Below are 20,153 nucleotides of genomic sequence, written 5' to 3' on the forward strand. Positions count from 1 at the left end.
AACCACGCTATTCGCTGAATGACTGCGTATTCACTGAATTCCGCAGAGCATTTGAGGAGCTTTCGGTGACGACGATACTGATCCCCTCAGGTCGCCACGGGCGCCGCAGTCCGGACTCAATTGTCCAGCCGCGGCCGAGGATCGGGCGCCATCTGGCGCGCGACTAGAAGCCGATGGGGATCAGCGACGAGAGCGCGAGCGCGCAGGCGACCACCGCCGTCACCGCAAAGCCGGCCGCCGCGCAGGTCAGCCACAGAAGGTGGAGCTTGACCGGCACGCGGGACGGCTTGTCGGCCCGCTCAGAGCGCGGCGCGAAGATCATCGCGACCATCGTCGTCTTCCCGGCTGGTCGCGGACGGCAGCGCCGCGGCGGTGGAAACGAGCGCGTCCTCGAGCCGGCGCCGGACTTCGTCCTCGTGTTCGGCGCGAACCGCCGCAGCCAGGGTGAGGGCGGCGGCGAGGTCACGGATGCGCGAGATATCGACCACCACATCGCCGGCGCCGGAAGGCGCGGCCGGACCCGTGCGGCCGGCGGCGGAGGCGCCGATCAGGCGGCGCACTTCCTCTCGGGGGTGGGGGGCGAAGGCAGGCAAGAATCGCGGCTCCTGGGGGGTACTGGGGCAAGCGGAGCGGGGCTGATAGGGGCGGTCGTAACCGGTGTCAATTGGAAAGTGCATTTGCACCCTCTGCGAGGTCACATTTTGTAACTACACCCTGTGCACCAGTCGCCCAAACGTCTATAGGCGACGCCGCGACGCCCCCGCCCAGCCCAGTTTTCCCCGCCTGATGAACGCTCACACCCCAGACACCGCCGCCCTCGACGACTTCCCGCTCGGCGCCCGCGCCTACCTTTTCTATCTGATCTTCCAGATCGGCCAGCAGCGGCAGAGCGCCATAGAGGCGGACCTGGAGCCCCTGGGTCTGAACTTCGCCAAGTGGCGCTCGCTGGCCTTCATCCAGCGCCTGGGCAGCTGCAGCATGAAGAGCCTGGCCCGCCTGTCGGGCGTGCACCGCACGACCCTCACCCGCTCCATCGACCGGCTGGTCGAGGACGGCCTGGTGAGCCGCGCAGGGCTGGAGGCCGACCGGCGCAAGGTGATGCTCAGCCTGACCGAGGCCGGGGTTGAGGCGTTCCGCGCCGCCGAGGCGGTGCAGCGCCAGTTCACCGACCACGTGCTGCAGGACGTGCCGGAAAAGGTGCAGCGCGACCTCTGCCGGCGGCTGGCCCTGGTGCTGCGAGGCATGATCCCCGAACCGGACCTTGCGGACGACATCCTGGCGTTCGACGCGCCACGCCGCGATATCGGCTGAGCCCGGAGCGTGACGGGGGAGGTGGAAACGGCCTCCCGACCGCGCCCCGCTCCGGACCTCCAGGGGCGAACAGGTCTATCGCTCGGATGGCCACATCCGAGCCGCGCGATCTAGCGGATCAGCCGGCGCAGCGCCTGCAGGTTCTCGTGATTGCGGCCCATGGCGCGCTGGAAATCGTTGCGGGCGAAGATCTTCGCCGAGATTCTCAGCCCCTGCACGTCGCGGTCACACAGGCCCGATTCGACCAGGCGCTTCACGTGGCGGCGCACCGTCTCGTAGCTGAGCCCCAGATCCTTGGCCACGGCGTAGACCGTGACGGTCCCGCGGCGCCCGGCGCCCGGCTTCGCCGCGCGAGCCTTGAACATGCGGCTGACGATGGTGAGAAAGACGAGCGACGTCAGCGGGTCGCCGGGAACGAGGTCGCCGATCAACCGCGCTGTGGCGAGGTAGTAGTCGACGGCGACACGCGCGGCCATCCGGACCTGGGAGGGGGTCGCAATAGTTGCATTTCTACCGTTATGCACGAACCGCAGCGATCATTCTGACGAAGCCTGTGGGATCAATGGTTTGGCCTGAGCCCACGACGACAGTTGCTGCGCTTCGCCATGGTTGCCAACCCGATTGAACAGCGTTCGCTGTGTCAATACGCTCAAAACGAGTATGAATTGCGCGCCATAGGATAGGTCGCAGAACGACCCCACGGCCCGGTTGAGCCCGGCCTGACATTCACGTCGCGATGCCGCTACTAAGGCTCTGCTAGAATGGCGCGGACAGTTGACGCGGCAAGGATTGGAGCGTTCCAGAACCCGATGGATGAGGATGTCCGCAAGGCCGCGCTGGCCTATCACCGCCTGCCGCGACCCGGGAAGATCGCCGTCGAGCCGATCAAGCCCATGGCGACCCAGCGCGACCTGTCGCTGGCCTATTCCCCGGGCGTGGCCGCCGCCTGCGAGGCGATCGTCGCCGATCCGGGGCAGGCGCGGGAGCTCACCTCGCGCGGCAACCTCGTGGCGGTGATCACCAATGGCACGGCGGTCCTGGGGCTCGGCAACATCGGGCCGCTGGCCGGCAAGCCGGTGATGGAAGGCAAGTCGGCGCTGTTCAAGACCTTCGCCGGCATCGACGTGTTCGACCTGGAGGTGGACGCCACCGACGTCGACCTGTTCTGCGACGTGGTCGCGGCGCTGGAGCCGACCTTCGGCGGCATCAACCTGGAAGACATCAAGGCGCCGGAGTGCTTCGAGATCGAGCGTCGGCTGCGCGCGCGGATGAACATCCCGGTGTTCCACGACGACCAGCACGGCACGGCGATCGTCTGCGCCGCGGCGGTGCGCAACGGCCTATTGCTACAGGGCAAGGACCTGAGCCAGGTGCGCCTGGTCACCTCCGGCGCGGGCGCGGCCGCCATGGCCTGCGTCGACCTGCTGGTCTCCATGGGCCTGCCCCCGGCCAACGTCACCCTGACCGACATCAAGGGGGTGATCTACGAGGGCCGCGACGCCGACATGTCGCCGGAGCACGCCCGCTACGCCCGCAGGACCGACGCCCGCGCCCTGCCCGAGGTGCTGGCCGGCGCCGACGTGTTCCTCGGCCTGTCGGCCCCACGGGTGCTCAAGGCCGAGTGGCTGCCGCTGCTGGCGGACAAGCCGCTGATCCTGGCCCTGGCCAACCCCGAGCCGGAGATTCTGCCCGAGCTGGTGAGGGCGGCGCGGCCGGACGCCATCGTCGCCAGCGGCCGCTCGGACTATCCGAACCAGGTCAACAACGTGCTGTGCTTCCCGTTCGTGTTCCGCGGCGCGCTGGACGTGGACGCCGCCGAGATCGACGAGGCGATGAAGGTGGCCGCCGCCGAGGCGATCGCCGCCCTGGCCCGCGAGGAGGCCAGCGACGTCGTCGCCGCAGCCTATGGCGGCTCGGCGCCCGTGTTCGGTCCGGAATACATCATCCCCCGCCCGTTCGACCCGCGGCTGATCCTGCGCATCGCGCCGGCTGTGGCCAAGGCGGCGATGGACTCCGGCATCGCCGGCCGTCCGATCGCCGACCTTGAGGCCTACCGCCGCGACCTGGAGCGGTTCGTGTTCCGCTCCGGCCAGCTGATGCGGCCGGTGTTCGACATCGCCCGCCGCTCGCCCAAGCGCGTGGCCTTCGGCGAGGGCGAGGACGAGCGGGTGCTGCGCGCCGCCCAGACCATCGTCGACGAGGGCCTGGCCGAGCCGATCCTGATCGGCCGCCGCGCGGTGATCGAGGCCGAGGTCGCGCGCCTGGGCCTGCGGCTGGAGTGCGGACGGCAGGCCCGCATCATGGACCCGAACGAGGACGCCGAAGTGTTCGGGCCGCTGATCGCCCGCTACCAGGGCCTGGCCGACCGGCGCGGCGTGCCCCCCGCCGACGCCGCCCAGCGCGTGGCCGCCCGGCCGAGCGTCGCCGCCGCCCTGCTGCTGGCTTCGGGCCATGCCGACGCCGCCCTGTGCGGCGGATCGGGCGACTGGTGGGGGCACATGAGCGACGTCCTGCCGGTGATCCCGCGGCAGGAAGGCGTCAGCCGGATCTATTCGATCAGCTGCCTGGTGCTGCCCACCGGCCCGCTGTTCCTGGCCGACACCCACGTCAACGTCGACCCCACCAGCCAGCAGGTGGCGGAGATGACCCTGCTGGCGGCCGACGTGGTCCGCCGGTTCGGCCTGACGCCGAAGGCCGCTCTGCTGTCACACTCCAGCTTCGGGGCCAGCAACTCACCGACCGCCCGCAAGATGCGCGACGCCCTTCGCCTGGTGCGCGCGGCCGCGCCGGACCTGCAGGTGGACGGCGAGATGCACGCCGACGCCGCCCTGCGCCCGCTGATGCGCCAGCGGCTGGTGACCGACAGCCCGATCGACGGCGCCGCCAACCTGCTGATCATGCCGGGCCTGGACGCCGCCAACATCGCTCTGACCCTGCTGTCCTCCGCCACCGACGCCTTGCAGGTGGGCCCCCTGCTGCTGGGCGCCTCCAAGCCGCTGCACATCCTGGTGCCCGGCGTGACCGCCCGCGGCATCGTCAACATGACCGCCCTGGCGGTGGCGCAGGGAGCGGTGGCGGGATAGCGCGCCCCTCTCCTCCCCTTCGGGGGAGGGGGACCGCGAAGCGGTGGAGGGGGCTCCAGTTTAGCGCGGTGAGGCGGCTCTCCGCTGGAGCCCCCTTCCCCGGCTTCGCCGGTACTTCCCCCAACGGGGGAAGAGAACTTGGAGCTACTCCTTGGCGCGTTCCACGTAGGAGCCGTCCTCGGTCATCACCACCACCTTGGTGCCGGCGGTGATGTACGGCGGGACCATGGTGCGCGCGCCGTTCGAGAGGATGGCCGGCTTGTACGACGACGAGGCCGTCTGGCCCTTCACCGCCGGTTCGGTCTCGACGATCTCCAGCGTCACGCGCGCCGGCATCTCGATCGAGATCGGCACGTCGTTGTGCGTGGAGACGAACACCAGCATGCCGTCCTGCAGGTAAGAGGCGGAATCGCCGACGATGTCGCCCGGCACCACGATCTGGTCGAAGTTCTCAGGGTTCATGAAGTGGAAGCCCTCGCCGTCCTCGTACAGGAACGAGTATTCGCGCTCGTCGACGAAGGCGCGCTCGACCTGTTCGGTGGTGCGGTAGCGCTCAGAAACCTTCACCCCGTCGGAGATGCGGCGCATGTCCAGCTGGGTCACCGGCGTGCCCTTGCCGGGGTGGATGTTCTGGGCGACCAGGACGACGTAAAGCTTGCCGTCGATGTCGACGACGGAGCCTTTCCGGAGCGAGCTGGCCTGAACCTTGGGCATGGATATCCTCGAAGATGCTGGCGTCAGGGCCCGGCGGCCGGCCCCTGCGCGATTCTGCTGGAACGCAATGTTGGCGCGCACCTATAGCATCGCGGCTGATATCTCCAGCCGTCTTCGCCTGCGCCGCGAGGCCGAAAGGCCGCACCAGGGACCGAAATCACCGTGAATATCCCGGCCGTATCGCCCTGGTGGCGCCCCGAGAACCATCAGGACCGCCGTCCTTTCCTGATGCTCCGCGGCCGGATCAAGGCGGCGATCCGCGCCTGGTTCGAGGCGCGGGACTTCACCGAGATCGAGGCGGCCGCGCTGCAGGTGTCGCCCGGCAACGAGGCGCACCTGCACGCCTTCGCCACCGAGGCGATCGGCCACGACGGGCGGCGCACGGCCCTCTACCTGCACACCTCGCCGGAATTCGCGGCCAAGAAGCTGCTGGCCGCCGGCGAGCGGCGGATCTTCGACTTCGCGCGCGTGTGGCGCAACCGCGAGCGCGGGCCGCTGCACCACCCGGAATTCACCATGCTGGAGTGGTACCGGGCGGAGGCGCCCTACGAGACGCTGATGGACGACTGCGCCGCCCTGCTGGCGCTGGCGGCCGAGACCGCCGGCACGGACGCCTTCCGCTTTCGCGGCCTGGCCTGCTCGCCGTTCGCCGAGCCGGAGCGGCTGACCCTGGCCGATGCGTTCGACCGCCTGGCCGGCATCGACCTGCTGGCGACGGTGGAGGCCGGCGGCGGGACGGACCGCGACGGTCTGGCGGCGGCGGCGGCGGCCGCGGGGATCCGGGTCGCGGCGGACGACACCTGGGCGGACGTCTTCAGTCGCGTGCTGGTGCAGAAGGTCGAGCCTCACCTCGGCGTCGGCAGGCCGACCATCCTCTGCGAATATCCGGTGAGCGAGGCGGCGCTGGCGCGGCCGAAGCCGGCCGACCCGCGGGTTGCCGAGCGCTTCGAGCTCTATGCCTGCGGTGTCGAGCTGGCCAACGCCTTCGGCGAGTTGACCGACGCCGCCGAGCAGCGCCGCCGGTTCGAGGCGGAGATGGCCGAGAAGCAACGGGTCTACGGCGAGACCTACCCGATCGACGAAGACTTCCTGGACGCCCTGGCGATCATGCCGGCCGCCTCAGGCTCGGCGCTCGGCTTCGACCGGTTGGCGATGCTGGCCACCGGCGCCAGCCGCATCGACCAGGTGCTATGGACGCCCGTGGCGGGGGCCTGACCGGAGGGGGCCTCACCGCACGTGGACGGATTGTCCGATGGTCTTCGCGCCCGGGCCGGCGCCCGCTATAAGCGCGCCAGCGTACAATTTCCCCGGCTCCGTGTGCGGCCGGGCCTGACAAGGATCCGTTCCCCCGACATGGCTTCCAAGCTTAACCTCATCGCCGGCGCGGCCGCCGGCGTCGCGGCCGGTCTGTTCGCTGGCCAGGCCTTCGCCGACGAAGGCATGTGGACCTTCGACAACTTCCCGGCCGGCAAGGTGAAACAGGCCTATGGGGTCGACGTCACGCCCGCCTGGCTCGACCACGTTCGCGGCGCCGCGGTGCGCCTCTCCAGCGGTTGCTCCGCCTCGACGGTGACCGCCACGGGCCTGGTGCTGACCAACAACCATTGCGTCGCCGACTGCGCCCAAAACCTGTCGACCCCTGGTCACGACTTCTTCCAGGGCGGCTATCAGGCGGCCAACCGCCAGGACGAGCACACCTGCCCTGGCATGCAGGCCGAGGTGCTGACCGCGATCACCGACGTCACCCAGCGGGTGCAGGCGGCGGGTGTCGGCCTGACCGGCCAGGCCCTGGTCAAGGCGCGCACGGCGGTGACCAGCACCATCGAGGGCGAGGCCTGCGGCAAGGACGTCAAATTCCGCTGCCAAGTGGTTGATCTTTATCACGGTGGGCAGTTCAAGCTGTACCGTTACCGCAAGTACGCCGACGTGCGGCTGATCTTCTCGCCGGGCGTGCCTGCGGCCTTCTTCGGCGGCGATCCGGACAACTTCAACTTCCCCCGCTACGACCTGGATTCGGCGTTCGTGCGGCTCTACGAGGACGGCAAGCCGGCGCTGACCACCGACCACCTGCGCTGGAACGCCGCGCCGCCGACCGCCGGCGAGCCGGTGTTCGTCGCCGGCAACCCGGGCGGCACCGACCGCCAGCTGACGGTGTCGCAGCTGGAGACCCAGCGCGACCTGACCATCCCGGTCACCCTGCTGCAGATGTCGGAGCTGCGCGGCCGCGTGCTGCGCTTCGGCGAGGAGAGCCCCGAGCACAAGCGCATCGCCGCCGACCTGATCTTCGGCCTGGAGAACGGCTACAAGGTCTACTATGGCCGGCTGTTCGCGCTGAACGATCCCACCTTCATGGGCGCCAAGAGGATGGCCGAGGCCGATCTCCAGGCGCACGCCCGGACCGACGCCGCGAAGCTGGGGCCCGAGTTCGGCGATCCCTGGGCGTCCCTGGCGCTGGCGCAGCAGTCGGTGCACGCCCTCTACCTGCCCTACCGCGAGGTCGAGCGCGGGCCGATGGGCTCGGACCTGTTCGGCTACGCCAAGGATCTGGTCCGGGGCGCCGAAGAGCGCGAGAAGCCCTCCGCCGAACGCCTGCCCGGCTATGCCGACAGCCAGCTGGCGCTGCTGCAGAAGCAGCTGCTGGACTCCAGGCCGGTGTATCCGGAGCTCGAGCAGCTGACGCTGGAGTTCTGGCTGACCAAGGTGCGCGAGTACCTGACCGCTGACGATCCGAACACGAAGCTGCTGCTGGGCAAGGACAGCCCGGAGGCGCTCTCGGCGCGCCTGGCGCAGTCGAGACTGGGCGATCCGGCCTACCGCAAGGCGCTGTGGGACGGCGGCCTGAAGGCGGTGCTCGCCTCGGACGACCCGATGATCCGGTTCATGCTGAAGATCGACCCCGCCGCGCGGCAGATCCGCAGCCAGTATGACGAGCAGGTCACCGGTCCGACCGCCGCCGCCGCCGAGAAGATCGCCCGCGCCCGCTTCGTGGCCTACGGCGACAGCCTGTATCCGGACGCCACCTTCACCCTGCGGCTGAGCTACGGGAAGATCGACGGCTGGACCTACCGCGGAACCGCCGTACCGCCGTTCACCACCTTCAAGGGGCTGTACGAGCGCGCCACCGGCCAGGCGCCCTTCGACCTCGACCCCCGCTGGGCGGCGGCCGAGGGCAAGCTGAACCCGGACACCATCTTCGACATCTCGACCACCAACGACATCATCGGCGGCAACTCCGGCTCGCCGCTGATCAACGCCAGGGGCGAGGTGATCGGCGCCATGTTCGACGGCAACATCCACAGCCTGGGCGGCGACTACGGCTACGACGGAACCCTCAATCGCGGGGTCGCCGTCTCCACCGCCGCGATCACTGAGGCGCTGCGCAAGGTGTACGGCGCCAATGCCCTGGCCGACGAGCTGACGGCCGAGAAATAGGCCCCACCTCCCCTCGTCACCCCGGGCGAAGCGTAGCGCAGACCCGGGGCCAGCCGCGCCACCTCTCAAAGGCGGGAGAATGGCCGTTGGACGCCCAGCGGCTTGCTGGATGCTGTCTCGGTCGCGGCCCGGCCGGCCCCGGATCGGCGCGCTGCGCGCTTGTCCGGGGTGACGATGGAAGGGGGGCTATTTCGTCGGAGATGAACCCGCTCTAGGCTCGCGCCGGCTGTTCTCCGAGGGGTGGCGATGCGGGTTTCGACGGTGAGGATCAGCGCGCGGGCTGACCCATGAGCGGCGAGCCCCGCCCCCACGTGGTCATCGTCGGCGCCGGCTTCGGCGGCCTGACCGCGGCGAAGGCCCTGGCCAAGGCGCCGGTGGACATCACCGTGATCGACCGGCGCAACCACCATCTGTTCCAGCCGCTGCTCTACCAGGTGGCCACCGCCGGCCTGGCGCCCAACCAGATCGCCACGCCGATCCGTTCGATCCTGCGCGACCAGGAAAACGCGCGCGTGGTGCTGGCCGAGGTGTCCGCCGTCGACCCGGCGCGCAAGCGCCTGACCGTCGGCGCCCGGAGCCTGGCCTACGACACCTTGATCCTCGCCACCGGGGCCACCCACGCCTATTTCGGCCACGACGAATGGGCGCCGCTGGCGCCGGGCCTGAAGTCGCTGGAGGACGGGATCGAGCTGCGCCGACGGGTGCTGACCGCGTTCGAGGCGGCCGAGACCGCCTGCGACGCGGACGAGCGCCGCCGGCTGCTGACCTTCGCCGTGGTCGGGGCCGGGCCGACCGGCGTCGAGATGGCCGGCGCCATCGCCGAACTGGCGCACCGCGCGCTGACCCGCGACTTCCGCGCCGTGCGCGAAGCCATGGCCCGGGTGCTACTGATCGAGGCGGGCCCGCGCGTGCTGCCGACCTTCCGGCCGGAGCTGTCGGCCTATACCGGCCGGGCGCTGGAAAAGCTGGGCGTGGAGCTGCGCCTCGGCGAGGCGGTGACCGCGATGGACGAAGCCGGGCTGACCTTGGGCGGCCAGCGCATCGAGGCGGCGACGATCATCTGGGCCGCCGGCGTGCGCGCCTCCCCCGCCGCCGCCTGGCTGAACGCTCCCGCCGATCGCGCCGGCCGGGTCGAGGTCGCGCCGGACCTCTCCGTGCCTGGCGCGCCGGAGGTGTTCGTGATCGGCGACGCCGCGCACCTGACCGACGCGGCCGGCGTGCTGGTCCCCGGCGTCGCCCCGGCCGCCAAGCAGCAAGGCGAGTACGTCGCCCGCTTGATCAGGGCCCGGCTCGCCGGCCGCCCAGCCCCCGGCCCGTTCCGCTATGCCGACTTCGGGGCCCTGGCGACCATCGGCCGGGCCGCGGCAGTGGTGCAGCTGGGCCATGTCCAGCTGCGCGGCTTCGTCGCCTGGCTGTTCTGGTGCGTGGCGCACATCTATTTCCTGGTCGGCTTCCGCAACCGGGTTCAGGTCGGCCTGGACTGGCTGTGGTCGTACCTGACCTTCGAGCGCGGGGCCCGGCTGATCACCGGCGCCCTGCCGGCGAGCCTGAACAGCCACGTCGCCGGCGCGTGCGACTGTCCGCCATCCTGAGACGGCCTCCCCGGTCGCAGCGCCCGTCGTTGACGTCGTCACACGATCCGCATTATGTGATCACACATCACAATTGACGGCGACTTCCGATGCCCTCTGCCCCACTCGTCGACACCGCCCAGGGCCAGCTCAGCGGCCTTCACCTGCCCGGCGGCGTGCAGGCGTTTCTGGGCGTGCCGTTCGCCGGCTCGACGGCGCCGCCGCACCGCTTCCGCGCGCCGCGGCCGCCGCGCGCCTGGAACGGCGTGCGGGACGCCACGGCCCCGGGTCCGATCTGTCCGCAGAACGACGACGACGGGGTGGGCGCCTATGCCGGCCTGGCGCAGTCGGAAGACTGCCTGAACCTGAACATCTGGACGCCGGCCTGCGATGGCGGCGCGCGGGGCGTGTTCGTGTTCTTCCACGGCGGGGCGTTCGTCACCGGCGCCGGCAACCTGTCGCTGTACGACGGCGCGCGACTGGCGGCGGCCGAGGACATCGTCGTGGTCACCGCCAACTACCGGCTGGGGGTGCTGGGCTGGCCGCCGTTCGCCGCCTGGGGGCCGGCCGAGAGCCGCAACCTCGGCCTGCTGGACGCCGTCGCAGCGCTGCGCTGGATCGGCGAGAACATCGCCGTCTTCGGCGGCGACCCTGCCCGGGTGACCCATGGCGGCCAATCGGCCGGGGCGATGATCTCGGCGATGCTGACGCGCCTGCCCGAGGCTGAGGGCCTGTTCGCCAGGGCCGCGCCGATGAGCCTGCAGACCCTGGTCGGGCTGGAGCCGGACCGGCAGGACCGCTACGCCGCCGAGATCCTGACCGAGCTGGGCGCGGCCGACTTGGAGCCGCTGAAGACGGCGCCGGTGGCCACGCTGCTGCAGGCGCAGTGGACAGTGCGCCAGCGGGCGCTGCACGTGATCGACACGGTCGAGCAGTTGCGCTGGCCGTTCATGCCCAATCGTGACGGCCTGCTGATCGGCGAGGATCCGGCCGACTGGATCGCCCCGGGGTCCCGCCAGCGGGCCGCCCGGGCGCCGATCATGGCCGGCTACACCACCGAGGAGCTGGTGGTCACGCCGCTGCAGCTCAACGCCAATCCCACGGCGGCGACCCTGAGCACTCGCGCGGTCACCGTCGCCGGCCTGACCCGCCTGTTCGACGAGCGCGCGGCCCAACGTATCTGGGAGACCTATGCGAAGGCCTATCCCGCAGCCTCCGAGTCCGAGCTCTGCGGGCTGATCGCCACCGACAAGGACTACCGGATGCCGGCCGTCCGGCTGGCCGAAGCCGCGGCTGGCGGCGAGACGCATCTCTACGCCTTCGACTACCGCGGCCGCGGTCCTTACTTCCCCAACGCCCACCACGCCCTGGACCTGCCGTTCTGGTTCGGCGCCACGGCCGAGCCACGCTACGCCGGCTTCTTCCTGGGCGGCGAGGCGACCGAGGCGGAGCGCGCCCTGACCCGGGACATGCAGCGCGCGCTGGGCGGCTTCGTACGCGGCGAGGGGCCGGGGTGGGCGCCCTACGACCCTGTCCGGCGCGAGACCATGGTGTTCGGCCTGGTCTCCGGCGCGAAGGCCGATCCGGCGTCCGACACCCGCCGCGTCTGGGACGACCTGGTCCCGTGAGGAACCCCATGAGCCGCCAACCCGATCCGATCGCCGCGCCGCCGGTGGCGCTTCCCCACGTGCGCACGCCGGTCCCCACCGCCGACCTGCAGCAGATCCGGCGCGACGTGGCAGAGTGCGGCTACGGCGTGCTGCTGAACGCCCTGGCGCCCGAGGAGACCGCCCGGTTGAAGGACCGGGTGCTGGCCCAGGCCGCCGCGGAGGACCGCACCGGGATCGGCTTCTTCTTCGGCGACGACCAGACCGGCATGCCGTCCAACAAGGGCGGACGCGAGGCCGCGCCGAACCAGCGCCTCGGCCATCTGCTGAACAAGGGCCACGTCTTTCGCCGGTTGTTGAGCCACCCGCTGGCCACCACCGTCGTGCCGGACATCCTGGGCCGCGGCGCCACGCTCTCCAGCCTGACGGCGATGATCATGAGGAAGGGCGGCGTCGCCCAGGTGCTGCACTCCGACCAGCAGTTCGTGCCGTTTCCGACGCCGGTGGCGATGGTCTGCAACGTGGTCTGGATGCTGGTCGACTTCACCGCCGCCAATGGCGCCACCCGCCTGGTCCCCGGCACGCACACCCTGCCGCCGCCCACCATCCGCTTCACACGCGACGAGGCCGGCGAGCGCCGCCTGGTCCGCGCGGAGGCGCCCACCGTGGTCGCCGAGGCGCCGGCGGGTTCGGCCCTGGTGTTCGACGGCCGCCTCTGGCACGGCGCGGGCGCCAACACCACCGACACTCCGCGGCCGGCGATCTTCTCCTACTATTGCCAGCCCTACCTGCGACAGCAGGAGAACCTGCCGCTCTCGCTGCTGGACGAGGTCTATGCCGAGCTCACCGAGGCCGAGCGCGCCCTGGTCGGCTTCGAGGCCCCCAACCGCGCCATGGGCCGCATCGCCCCCGTGCTGGGCCGGGCGAACACCAACTGGCTGGACAGCGCGGTGGGGGAGCTGGGGTAGCAGCGCCCCCCAAACTCTGTCATCCCGGAATCCGCGCAGCGGATATCCGGGACCGCCACGGGGGTCGGCGCCCGCTACGGCAGGCAAGCTTCAGCGTTTCCGGCGGTCCCGGATAAGGCGCTGGCGCGCCTTTCCGGGATGACAGTGAGATAGAGGGAACGGTGGACCCCGCCCCCTCACACGGCCCCCAGCGCCGCGCCCACCTCCGCGACGACCTGGTCCACCAGCGCCTCGTCCATCGGCGTCGACAGGGTGAACACCAGCGACGGCGAGGTCAGGACGCCGCGGTTCATCAGCACGGCGTGGACCCGGCTTTGAGCCTCGGCGAACTGGGCGGCGTAGACCAGGTCGCGATAGGTGCGGATCGGCTGGTCGCTGAGCGACAGCATGGCGAAGGACTCGTCACCGGTGACCTGGCCGGGCAGGCCGCGGTCGCTGAGGGCGCGGCGCAGGCCCTCGCGCAGGCGCTCGCCGAGCACGGCGAGGCGGCTGAAGGCCTGCGGCGGCAGCAGCTGCATCGTCTTCAGACCGGCGGTCATGGTCACCGGATTGGCGTTGTAGGTGCCGCCGTGCGGCACGCGCGGGCGGCCTGTGTCGAAGCCGAACACGCTCATCACCTCGGCCCGGCCGCCCACCGCGCCGACCGGAAAGCCGCCGCCGATGATCTTGCCGAGCGTGGTCAGGTCCGGGACCACGCCGAACTTGCCCTGCGCGCCGTGGTAGCCCAGGCGCAGGTTGTAGACCTCGTCGAGGATCAGGAGGGCGCCGCTCCTGGCGCTGACCTCGCGGATCATCGCCAGATAGTCCGCCGCGATCGGCACGAACCCGACCCGCGAGGGCAAGGGATCGATCAGCACCGCCGCCAGCTCGCCGGCGTGCGCCTCCAGCAGGGCGCGAGCGGCGGCGACGTCGTTCCAGGGCAGCACCACCACGTCGTCCAGCACCCCCTTGGGCTGGCCCAAATAGGTGGGCGTCGGCGTCGGCGCGGCGGGATCGCCCCAGCCGTCCGGCAGGGCGGTCTGGCTGACCTCGGCATGGTCGTAGCCGCCGTGGTAGGCGCCCTCGACCTTGGCGATCTTCGGCCGGCCGGTGAAGGCGCGGGCGGCCTTGATGGCCATCATCACCGCCTCGGTGCCGGAGTTGGCGTAGCGCACCTGGTCCACACCGGCCAGGCGCTCGGCCAGCAGTTCGGCCAGGGCGATCTCGGATTCGGTGGGCAGGCCGACGGCCGTCAGCTTGCCGAGTTGTTCCGTCACCGCGGCCATGACCTGCGGCGGGCGGTGGCCATGGATCAGCGAGGAATAGTTGTTGATGAAGTCGGCGCGCCGCACGCCGTCGACGTCGGTGACGAAGGCCCCCTCGCCGCTCGCCGCATAGACGGGATAGGGTTTGAAGAAGATGGTCAGGCGCGACGAGCCCGACGGCATCACCGCCCGCGCCCGCTGGTACAGCGCCGCCGAGCGGGAGGCGTCGTCCGGCCAGGCGGGAGTGTTGGCAAGGCTGTGGGTGCTGGCGTCGGTCATGGCGGATCCCTCCCCGAGGCGACGGGCGAAGGCGCGCGGCCATCTTGCCCGGAACCATCAATTGTGATCACAGATATCGTTATATCCTGCCGGGGCGCGGCTCAAGTCCGATCCTCGGCGACGCGAGGCCAGACGGCAAAGGACGGCGACGATGCGGCTCTTCATGGCGATGCTGGCCACCGAGACCAACACCTTCTCGCCGCTGCCCACCGGGTGGGCGGCGTTCCGCGAGGGGGGCTATGCCCAGGGCGACGCCTCCAGCCGGCCTGACAGCACCATCGGCGTGCTGCTGGCCGAGTGGCGGCGGCTGGCCGAAGCCGACCAGGTCGAGGTGGCGGAAGGCTCGGCGGCGGCGGCCCAGCCCGCCGGCCGCACGCTGAAGGGGGTGTACGAGGGCCTGCGCGACGAGATCCTCGGCCAGTTGCAGGCGGCCCTGCCGGTGGACGTGGTGCTGCTGAACCTGCACGGCGCCATGGTGGCCGAGGGCTATGACGACTGCGAGGGCGACCTGCTCGCCCGCGTAAGGGCGATCGTTGGCCCAGGCGCGGTGATCGGCGCCGAACTCGACCTGCACTGCCATGTCACCGACGCCATGCTGGCCGCCGCCGACGTGGTGATCTGCTACAAGGAATATCCCCACACCGACGAGATTGCCCGTGGGCGCGAGCTCTATGCCCTCTGCCGCCGCGCGGCGCTGGGCGAGATCCGGCCGGTCACCGCCGCCTTCGACACGCGCATGGTCAGCATGTGGCGCACCACCGAGGGGCCGATGGCGGACTTCGTGGCGGCCATGCAGGCGGCCGAGGGCCATGACGGGGTGCTGTCGATCTCGTTCGGCCACGGCTTTCCCTGGGGCGACGTGGCCGAGGTCGGGGCCAAGGTCTGGGTGATCACCGACGGCGACGCAGACCTCGCCGCCCGTGAGGCAAAGGCCTGGGGGACACGCATCTACGGCCTGCGGGAGACCACCGCGGCCACGGTGCTGGGCCTGGAGGAGGCGCTGGACCGCGCCGCCGTGACCCCTGGCTGCGTGGTGCTGGCCGACGTCGCCGACAATCCCGGCGGCGGGGCGCCCTGCGACTCCACCTTCGTGCTGCGCGCCTGCCTGGACCGCGGTCTCGCCGACGTGGCGATCGGCGGCCTGTACGATCCGGGCGCAGTGGCGCTCTGCCGGGAGGCCGGCGTCGGCGCGGTGTTCACCCTGCGCGTCGGCGGCAAGCTCGGCCCCACCTCCGGCGCGCCCGTCGACCTGACCGCCGAGGTCATCGCCCTGGCCGAGGCGCACACCCAGACCGGCCTGTCCGGCGAGACCGTGCCGATGGGCCCGGCCGCCTGGATCCGCGCCGCCGGCATCGACATCGTGCTGGTCGGCAAGCGCGAGCAGGTGTTCGGCGTCGACCTGTTCAGCAACCTCGGCCTCGACCCCGCCCAGCGCCGCCTGGTGGTGGTGAAGTCGACGCAGCACTTCCACGCGGCGTTCGGCAGGATCGCCGATGCGGTGCTGTACGCCTCCACCCCGGGCGCCATCGCCCCGGACTTCGCGGCGATCCCGTACTCGAGGCGGGACGGCGACTACTGGCCGAAGGTGAGCGATCCGCTGGGGCTGGGGTGAAGCGTTCCGATCATCTCTGTCATCCCGGAATCCGCGCAGCGGATATCCGGGACCGCGGCAAACGCCGGCGTCCGCTGCGACCTGCAACCCTCCGCGCTTCCGGCGGTCACGGATATGGGCTGACGCCCGTTCCGGGATGACAGTGTGGATTTGCGCCCTACCGCAGCCGCCCCGGCGCCAGCATGGCCGCCGTCACCCCCAACGCCGCCACATCCGCCGGGATCGCCTCTCCCAGCGCCAGCGCCGCCGCCACGCGGCCGGCCGCCGGGGCGGTCTGCACGCCGTAACCGCCCTGCCCGGCCAGCCAGAAGAAGCCCGGCGCGGCCACGTCGTAGCCGATCACCGGCGAGCGGTCGGGGGCGAAGGTGCGCAGCCCCGCCCAGGATCTCAGCACCCGGCGCACCGGCAGCTCTGCGGCCTGCTGGATGCGGTCGACGCAGACGGCGATGTCCCACTCGTCGGGCTGGGCGTCGCAGGGCGCCGAGGGCGTTTCGTCGGCCGGAGAGGCCAGGATGCGGCCGGCCTCGGGCTTGAAATAGAACTGCTCGTCGGCGTCGATCACCGCCGGCCAGGGGCCGGGCTCGGTTCCTGGCGGCGCTTCGAGGATCAGGGCCGTGCGCCGCTTGGGGGCCAGGCCGATCTGTTGCACGCCGGCGAGGCCCGCGACGTGATCGGCCCACGCGCCGGCGGCGTCGATCACCGTGCCCGCCTCCACTGTGGTCCCGTCGCCCAAGGTCGCAACCCAGACGTCGCCGACCCGCGCCAGGCCGGTGACCTCGGCGTCCAGCCGCGCCTCGCCGCCGCGGGTCTTCAGGCCGCGCAGATAGCCGTGGTGCAGGGCCTGGACGTCGATGTCCATGGCGTCCGGCTCGTGCGTGGCGTCGACCAGGTAGGCGTCTTTCAGGATCGGGCAGATCTCGCGGGCCGCCGCCGCCCCCACCCGCCGCATGGTCACCCCGGAAGCCACCGCCTCCGCCTCGATCGCCGCCAGCGCCGCCTCCTGGCCCGCCGTGGCGATGTACAGGCAGCCGCGCGGGGTCAGCAGCGGATAGTCGGCGAAGCCCGGCGGCGGGGCGTCGTAGAACGGCCGGCTGGCCAGGGTCAGGGCGCGGATCGCCGCGTTGCCATAGGCGGCCGAGTACAGCGCCGCCGAGCGGCCGGTCGTGTGCACGCCGTGCGCCCCCTCGCGCTCGACCACCAGCACCTTCGCCTTCGCCGCCAGCTCGTAGGCGGCCGGGGCGCCGGCGATGCCGGACCCCACCACCAGGAAATCAACCCGTTCGACCATTCAGAACGCGACCTGGTCGGCCCCTTTCAGCTGCAGCATCTGGCGCGCCTCGTCCGGCGTGGCGATCTCGAAGGACAGTTCCTCGGCGATGCGCCGCACCTTGGCCACCTGCTCGGCGTTGGAGCGCGCCAGGCGACCCTTGCCCAGGTAGAGGCTGTCTTCAAGGCCCACCCGCACGTTGCCGCCCATGGCCAGGCTGACCGCCGCGATGTTCATCTGGTGGCGCCCCGCGCCGATCACCGACAGATAGTAGTCGTCGCCCAGCAGCCGGTCGGCGGTGGCGACCATGTGCGTCAGGTTGGCCACGTCCGGGCCGATGCCGCCCATGATGCCGAAGATGCACTGCACGAAGAACGGCGGCTTGACGACGCCCAGGTCGGCGAAGTGGGCCAGCATGTACAGGTGGCCGACGTCGTAGCACTCGAACTCGAAGCGCGTGCCGCAGCCCTGGCCCAGGACCTCGATCACCTTGCCGATGAAGGACGGGGTGTTGTGCGCGATGCGCTCGCCGGACGAGGCGACGTATTCGGCCTCCCAGGCGTGCTTCCAGTCGGCCACCCGCACGGCGGCCTGACCGTAGTCGAAGTTCATGGTGCCCATGTTCAGGGAGGCGACCTCCGGCGAGAACCGCCTGGCCGCCGCGATCCGCTCGTCGCCGGTCATGCCGTTCGAGCCGCCGGTGGTGATGTTCACCACGGCGCCGGTCTGTTGCTTGATGCGCGGCAGGAAGGCCTCGAACACAGCCGGGTCGCCCGTGGGGCTGCCGTCGCGCGGATCGCGGGCGTGCAGGTGGATGATCGAGGCCCCCGCCTGCGCCGCCGCCACCGACTCGGCGACGATCTCGTCCGGGGTCACCGGCAGGTGCGGCGACATCGACGGCGTATGCACCGAACCGGTCACCGCACAGGTGATGATGACTTTGCCGCCGCGCTTCATGCCATGCTCCGCTCGATAGGACTTGCGCTCACCGCGAGCGCAGTTATGTGATCTGTGATATCAGATTGCGAAATGCCGGACGGCGTCAAGCCCCGGTGTGCGATGGGGCGCGGAGGTGGGCGTGAGCGACGAGAGCGGCCGGCAGGCGGCGGCGTTCGAAAACTGGTCCGAATACGTCGCCATGCGCGATGGCGTGCGGCTGGCGATCTCGATGACGACGCCACCGAAAGTCTCGGGATGGGACCGTCTGCCGGCCGTGGTGATCTTCACCCGCTACGGGCGCGCGACCCGGGCGGCCATCGCGTCAGCGACTTTCAGCGAGAGCCTGGAGCTGACGCGGCACGGCTTCATCGTGGTGCAGGTCGACGTGCGCGGCACGGGCGCCTCGTTCGGCGCGCGCACCGTGGAGAAGGGCTGGGCCGAGGCGGACGACTACCGCGAGGTGCTGGACTGGATCGTCGCGCAGCCCTGGTCGGACGGGCGCGTGGTCGCCACCGGCATCTCGTACCCCGGCAACGCCTGCGACCTGCTGCAGGTCCACGACCATCCGGCCCTGGTCGCCGTGGCGCCGCGGTTCACCGACTTCGACATCTACGAGCACCTGCTGTTCCCGGGCGGCATGCCCGATATCGCCTTCTCGGTGGCCTGGAGCCAGTTCACCGCCGCCCTCGACCGTGGCGGCGAGGCCGGCCAGCCGCCCGCTGATGACATTCCGCCCCAGGCCGTCGACGGCGACGACGGCGCGCTCTACCGCGCCGCCCTGGCCGAGCACGGCGCCAACGCCGACCAGGCCGCCCGCTTCAAGGCGACGACCTTCCGTGGCCCCTCCACGCGACGACCGGACGATCCCGCCGCGCCCGACCGCGCCGTGAACCTGTGCGACGTCGCCGCCGAGCTGGCAGCCGGCGCACGCCCGGCCTTCCACTGGGCCAGCTGGATGGACGCCGGCACCGCCGCCGGGGCGCTGGCGCGCTTCCGGACCCTGTCGGGCGCGCCGATGCGGCTGAAGATCGGCGCCTGGACCCACGGCGCCATGCACGACGCCAACCCCTTCGGCCCCAGCCACGGCGCCCCCCCGGTCCCGGGCCGCGCCGAACAGGCGGCCGAGCTGGCCGGCTTCTTCCAGGCCGAGTTGGAAGGGCGCGGCCTGGATACGGCTGCGGGCGGCCCGGCCCGGCGGATCGACTACCTGCTGATGGCCCCCGACGTCCCCGGCGGCGGCGAATGGCGCACCAGCGGGACCTGGCCCCCGGCCGGCGTGCGCGACGGCGTCTGGCGCTTCTCCGCCGGAGGCGTCCTGGTCGCCGCAGACGTCGGCGCCACCCTGCCCGCCGGCGTCGACGCCCACGCCGTCGATCCCGAAGACACCACCGGCCCGTTCAACCGCTGGACCACCCAGCTGGGTCTGCACATCGCCTATCCCGACCGCGCCGAGGCGGACGCGGCGCTGCTGACCTACACCAGCGCCCCGCTGGCGGCGCCGCTGACGATCGTCGGCGAGGGCCTGGTCACCCTGCACGTGGAGACCGACGCCACCGACGGGCTGTTCATCGCCTACCTGGAAGCCGTCGGTCCGGACGGTCGGGTGATCTACCTCAGCGAAGGCGGCCTGCGCGGCCTCCATCGCCAGGTCTCGGCCGAGCCGCCGATCTACGTCCGCCCCGGCCCGAACCGCAGTTTCCGCGAGGCCGACGCCGCGCCGATGGTCCCCGGCGAGCTCACCGAGCTGACCTTCCCTTTGCTGCCCACCGCCGTGCGGCTGCCCGCCGGCTGGCGCCTGCGCCTCGCCCTCGCCGGCGCCGACAAGCACACCTTCGCCGCCATCCCGGATGGGACCGCGCCGACCTGGCGGCTGCACCGCGGCGGGACCCGGATGTCGGGGGTGGTGCTGCCGGTAATCTGGTGACAGCCATCGCTCAAGCGATGGCGGCGGCTGACGTTGAGGTCAAGCAAGCGCCCGACCGCTCGTCCAACCAATCGATTTTCTAGCCCTCTCCCCACGCGTGGGGAGAGGGTTGGGTGAGGGGTTCATCCGCGTGACGAGACATCACCGATAGGCTCTGCAGGTTGGAGCGCCCCCTCACCCAACCCTCTCCCCCTGAGGGGGC

The 20,153-nt window shown here is 71.2% G+C and carries 16 protein-coding genes; 9 read left to right on the plus strand and 7 right to left on the minus strand.

Going from position 1 to position 20,153, the window contains the following annotated elements:
* Nucleotides 1-163: 163 nt before the first annotated feature.
* Nucleotides 164-331 (minus strand): hypothetical protein, encoded by a 168-nt coding sequence (locus ACO2Q3_RS03830; RefSeq protein ID WP_423305142.1) that lies wholly within the window; start codon nucleotides 329-331, stop codon nucleotides 164-166.
* Nucleotides 300-593, minus strand: a complete 294-nt coding sequence (locus ACO2Q3_RS03835) for a hypothetical protein (RefSeq protein ID WP_423305144.1) — start codon at nucleotides 591-593, stop codon at nucleotides 300-302. Before ACO2Q3_RS03835 ends, ACO2Q3_RS03830 begins: the two co-directional genes overlap by 32 nt.
* A 193-nt stretch (nucleotides 594-786) precedes the next feature.
* Here ACO2Q3_RS03835 and ACO2Q3_RS03840 point away from each other — a divergent pair, with 193 nt between their 5' ends.
* Nucleotides 787-1,311 (plus strand): MarR family winged helix-turn-helix transcriptional regulator, encoded by a 525-nt coding sequence (locus tag ACO2Q3_RS03840; RefSeq protein ID WP_423305146.1) that lies wholly within the window; start codon nucleotides 787-789, stop codon nucleotides 1,309-1,311.
* Between the two features lie 110 nt (nucleotides 1,312-1,421).
* On the opposite strand, the gene ACO2Q3_RS03845 is transcribed toward ACO2Q3_RS03840, so the two are convergent.
* Nucleotides 1,422-1,787, minus strand: a complete 366-nt coding sequence (locus ACO2Q3_RS03845; protein WP_423305148.1) for a hypothetical protein — start codon at nucleotides 1,785-1,787, stop codon at nucleotides 1,422-1,424.
* A gap of 333 nt (nucleotides 1,788-2,120) precedes the next feature.
* Here ACO2Q3_RS03845 and ACO2Q3_RS03850 point away from each other — a divergent pair, with 333 nt between their 5' ends.
* Nucleotides 2,121-4,394 carry an NADP-dependent malic enzyme gene (locus tag ACO2Q3_RS03850; RefSeq protein ID WP_423305150.1) on the plus strand — a complete coding sequence of 758 codons (2,274 nt, stop codon included), beginning with the start codon at nucleotides 2,121-2,123 and terminating at the stop codon, nucleotides 4,392-4,394.
* 144 nt (nucleotides 4,395-4,538) lie between these two features.
* Here the strand turns inward: ACO2Q3_RS03850 and efp are convergent, their stop codons facing one another.
* A complete protein-coding gene (efp, locus tag ACO2Q3_RS03855; RefSeq protein WP_423305152.1) occupies nucleotides 4,539-5,108 on the minus strand; it encodes an elongation factor P in 570 nt (189 codons plus the stop codon).
* A 156-nt stretch (nucleotides 5,109-5,264) separates the two neighbouring features.
* Here efp and epmA point away from each other — a divergent pair, with 156 nt between their 5' ends.
* The 5 genes from epmA (at nucleotide 5,265) to ACO2Q3_RS03880 (ending at nucleotide 12,686) form a co-directional block, all read left to right on the plus strand.
* Nucleotides 5,265-6,323 carry an EF-P lysine aminoacylase EpmA gene (gene epmA, locus ACO2Q3_RS03860; protein WP_423305648.1) on the plus strand — a complete coding sequence of 353 codons (1,059 nt, stop codon included), beginning with the start codon at nucleotides 5,265-5,267 and terminating at the stop codon, nucleotides 6,321-6,323.
* A gap of 138 nt (nucleotides 6,324-6,461) precedes the next feature.
* Complete coding sequence (locus ACO2Q3_RS03865) at nucleotides 6,462-8,540, plus strand: S46 family peptidase (protein WP_423305154.1); 2,079 nt, start codon at nucleotides 6,462-6,464, stop codon at nucleotides 8,538-8,540.
* 287 nt (nucleotides 8,541-8,827) lie between these two features.
* Nucleotides 8,828-10,132 carry an NAD(P)/FAD-dependent oxidoreductase gene (locus tag ACO2Q3_RS03870; RefSeq protein ID WP_423305156.1) on the plus strand — a complete coding sequence of 435 codons (1,305 nt, stop codon included), beginning with the start codon at nucleotides 8,828-8,830 and terminating at the stop codon, nucleotides 10,130-10,132.
* Between the two features lie 89 nt (nucleotides 10,133-10,221).
* Nucleotides 10,222-11,739, plus strand: a complete 1,518-nt coding sequence (locus ACO2Q3_RS03875; protein WP_423305158.1) for a carboxylesterase/lipase family protein — start codon at nucleotides 10,222-10,224, stop codon at nucleotides 11,737-11,739.
* An 8-nt stretch (nucleotides 11,740-11,747) separates the two neighbouring features.
* Nucleotides 11,748-12,686 carry a phytanoyl-CoA dioxygenase family protein gene (locus ACO2Q3_RS03880; protein ID WP_423305161.1) on the plus strand — a complete coding sequence of 313 codons (939 nt, stop codon included), beginning with the start codon at nucleotides 11,748-11,750 and terminating at the stop codon, nucleotides 12,684-12,686.
* A gap of 176 nt (nucleotides 12,687-12,862) precedes the next feature.
* On the opposite strand, the gene ACO2Q3_RS03885 is transcribed toward ACO2Q3_RS03880, so the two are convergent.
* Nucleotides 12,863-14,209 carry an aspartate aminotransferase family protein gene (locus ACO2Q3_RS03885; RefSeq protein ID WP_423305163.1) on the minus strand — a complete coding sequence of 449 codons (1,347 nt, stop codon included), beginning with the start codon at nucleotides 14,207-14,209 and terminating at the stop codon, nucleotides 12,863-12,865.
* 151 nt (nucleotides 14,210-14,360) lie between these two features.
* On the opposite strand from ACO2Q3_RS03885, the gene ACO2Q3_RS03890 reads away from it, so the two are divergent.
* Nucleotides 14,361-15,821 (plus strand): M81 family metallopeptidase, encoded by a 1,461-nt coding sequence (locus ACO2Q3_RS03890; protein WP_423305165.1) that lies wholly within the window; start codon nucleotides 14,361-14,363, stop codon nucleotides 15,819-15,821.
* Nucleotides 15,822-15,978: 157 nt separating this feature from the next.
* On the opposite strand, the gene ACO2Q3_RS03895 is transcribed toward ACO2Q3_RS03890, so the two are convergent.
* Both ACO2Q3_RS03895 and ACO2Q3_RS03900 read right to left on the minus strand, forming a co-directional pair.
* Nucleotides 15,979-17,109 (minus strand): NAD(P)/FAD-dependent oxidoreductase, encoded by a 1,131-nt coding sequence (locus ACO2Q3_RS03895; RefSeq protein ID WP_423305167.1) that lies wholly within the window; start codon nucleotides 17,107-17,109, stop codon nucleotides 15,979-15,981.
* Complete coding sequence (locus ACO2Q3_RS03900) at nucleotides 17,110-18,045, minus strand: 3-keto-5-aminohexanoate cleavage protein (protein WP_423305169.1); 936 nt, start codon at nucleotides 18,043-18,045, stop codon at nucleotides 17,110-17,112.
* Between the two features lie 121 nt (nucleotides 18,046-18,166).
* On the opposite strand from ACO2Q3_RS03900, the gene ACO2Q3_RS03905 reads away from it, so the two are divergent.
* Complete coding sequence (locus ACO2Q3_RS03905; RefSeq protein WP_423305171.1) at nucleotides 18,167-19,951, plus strand: CocE/NonD family hydrolase; 1,785 nt, start codon at nucleotides 18,167-18,169, stop codon at nucleotides 19,949-19,951.
* The last annotated feature ends 202 nt before the right edge of the window (nucleotides 19,952-20,153 follow it).

The sequence above is a fragment of the Caulobacter sp. KR2-114 genome, from assembly GCF_049446115.1.
Classification (GTDB): domain Bacteria; phylum Pseudomonadota; class Alphaproteobacteria; order Caulobacterales; family Caulobacteraceae; genus Acaudatibacter.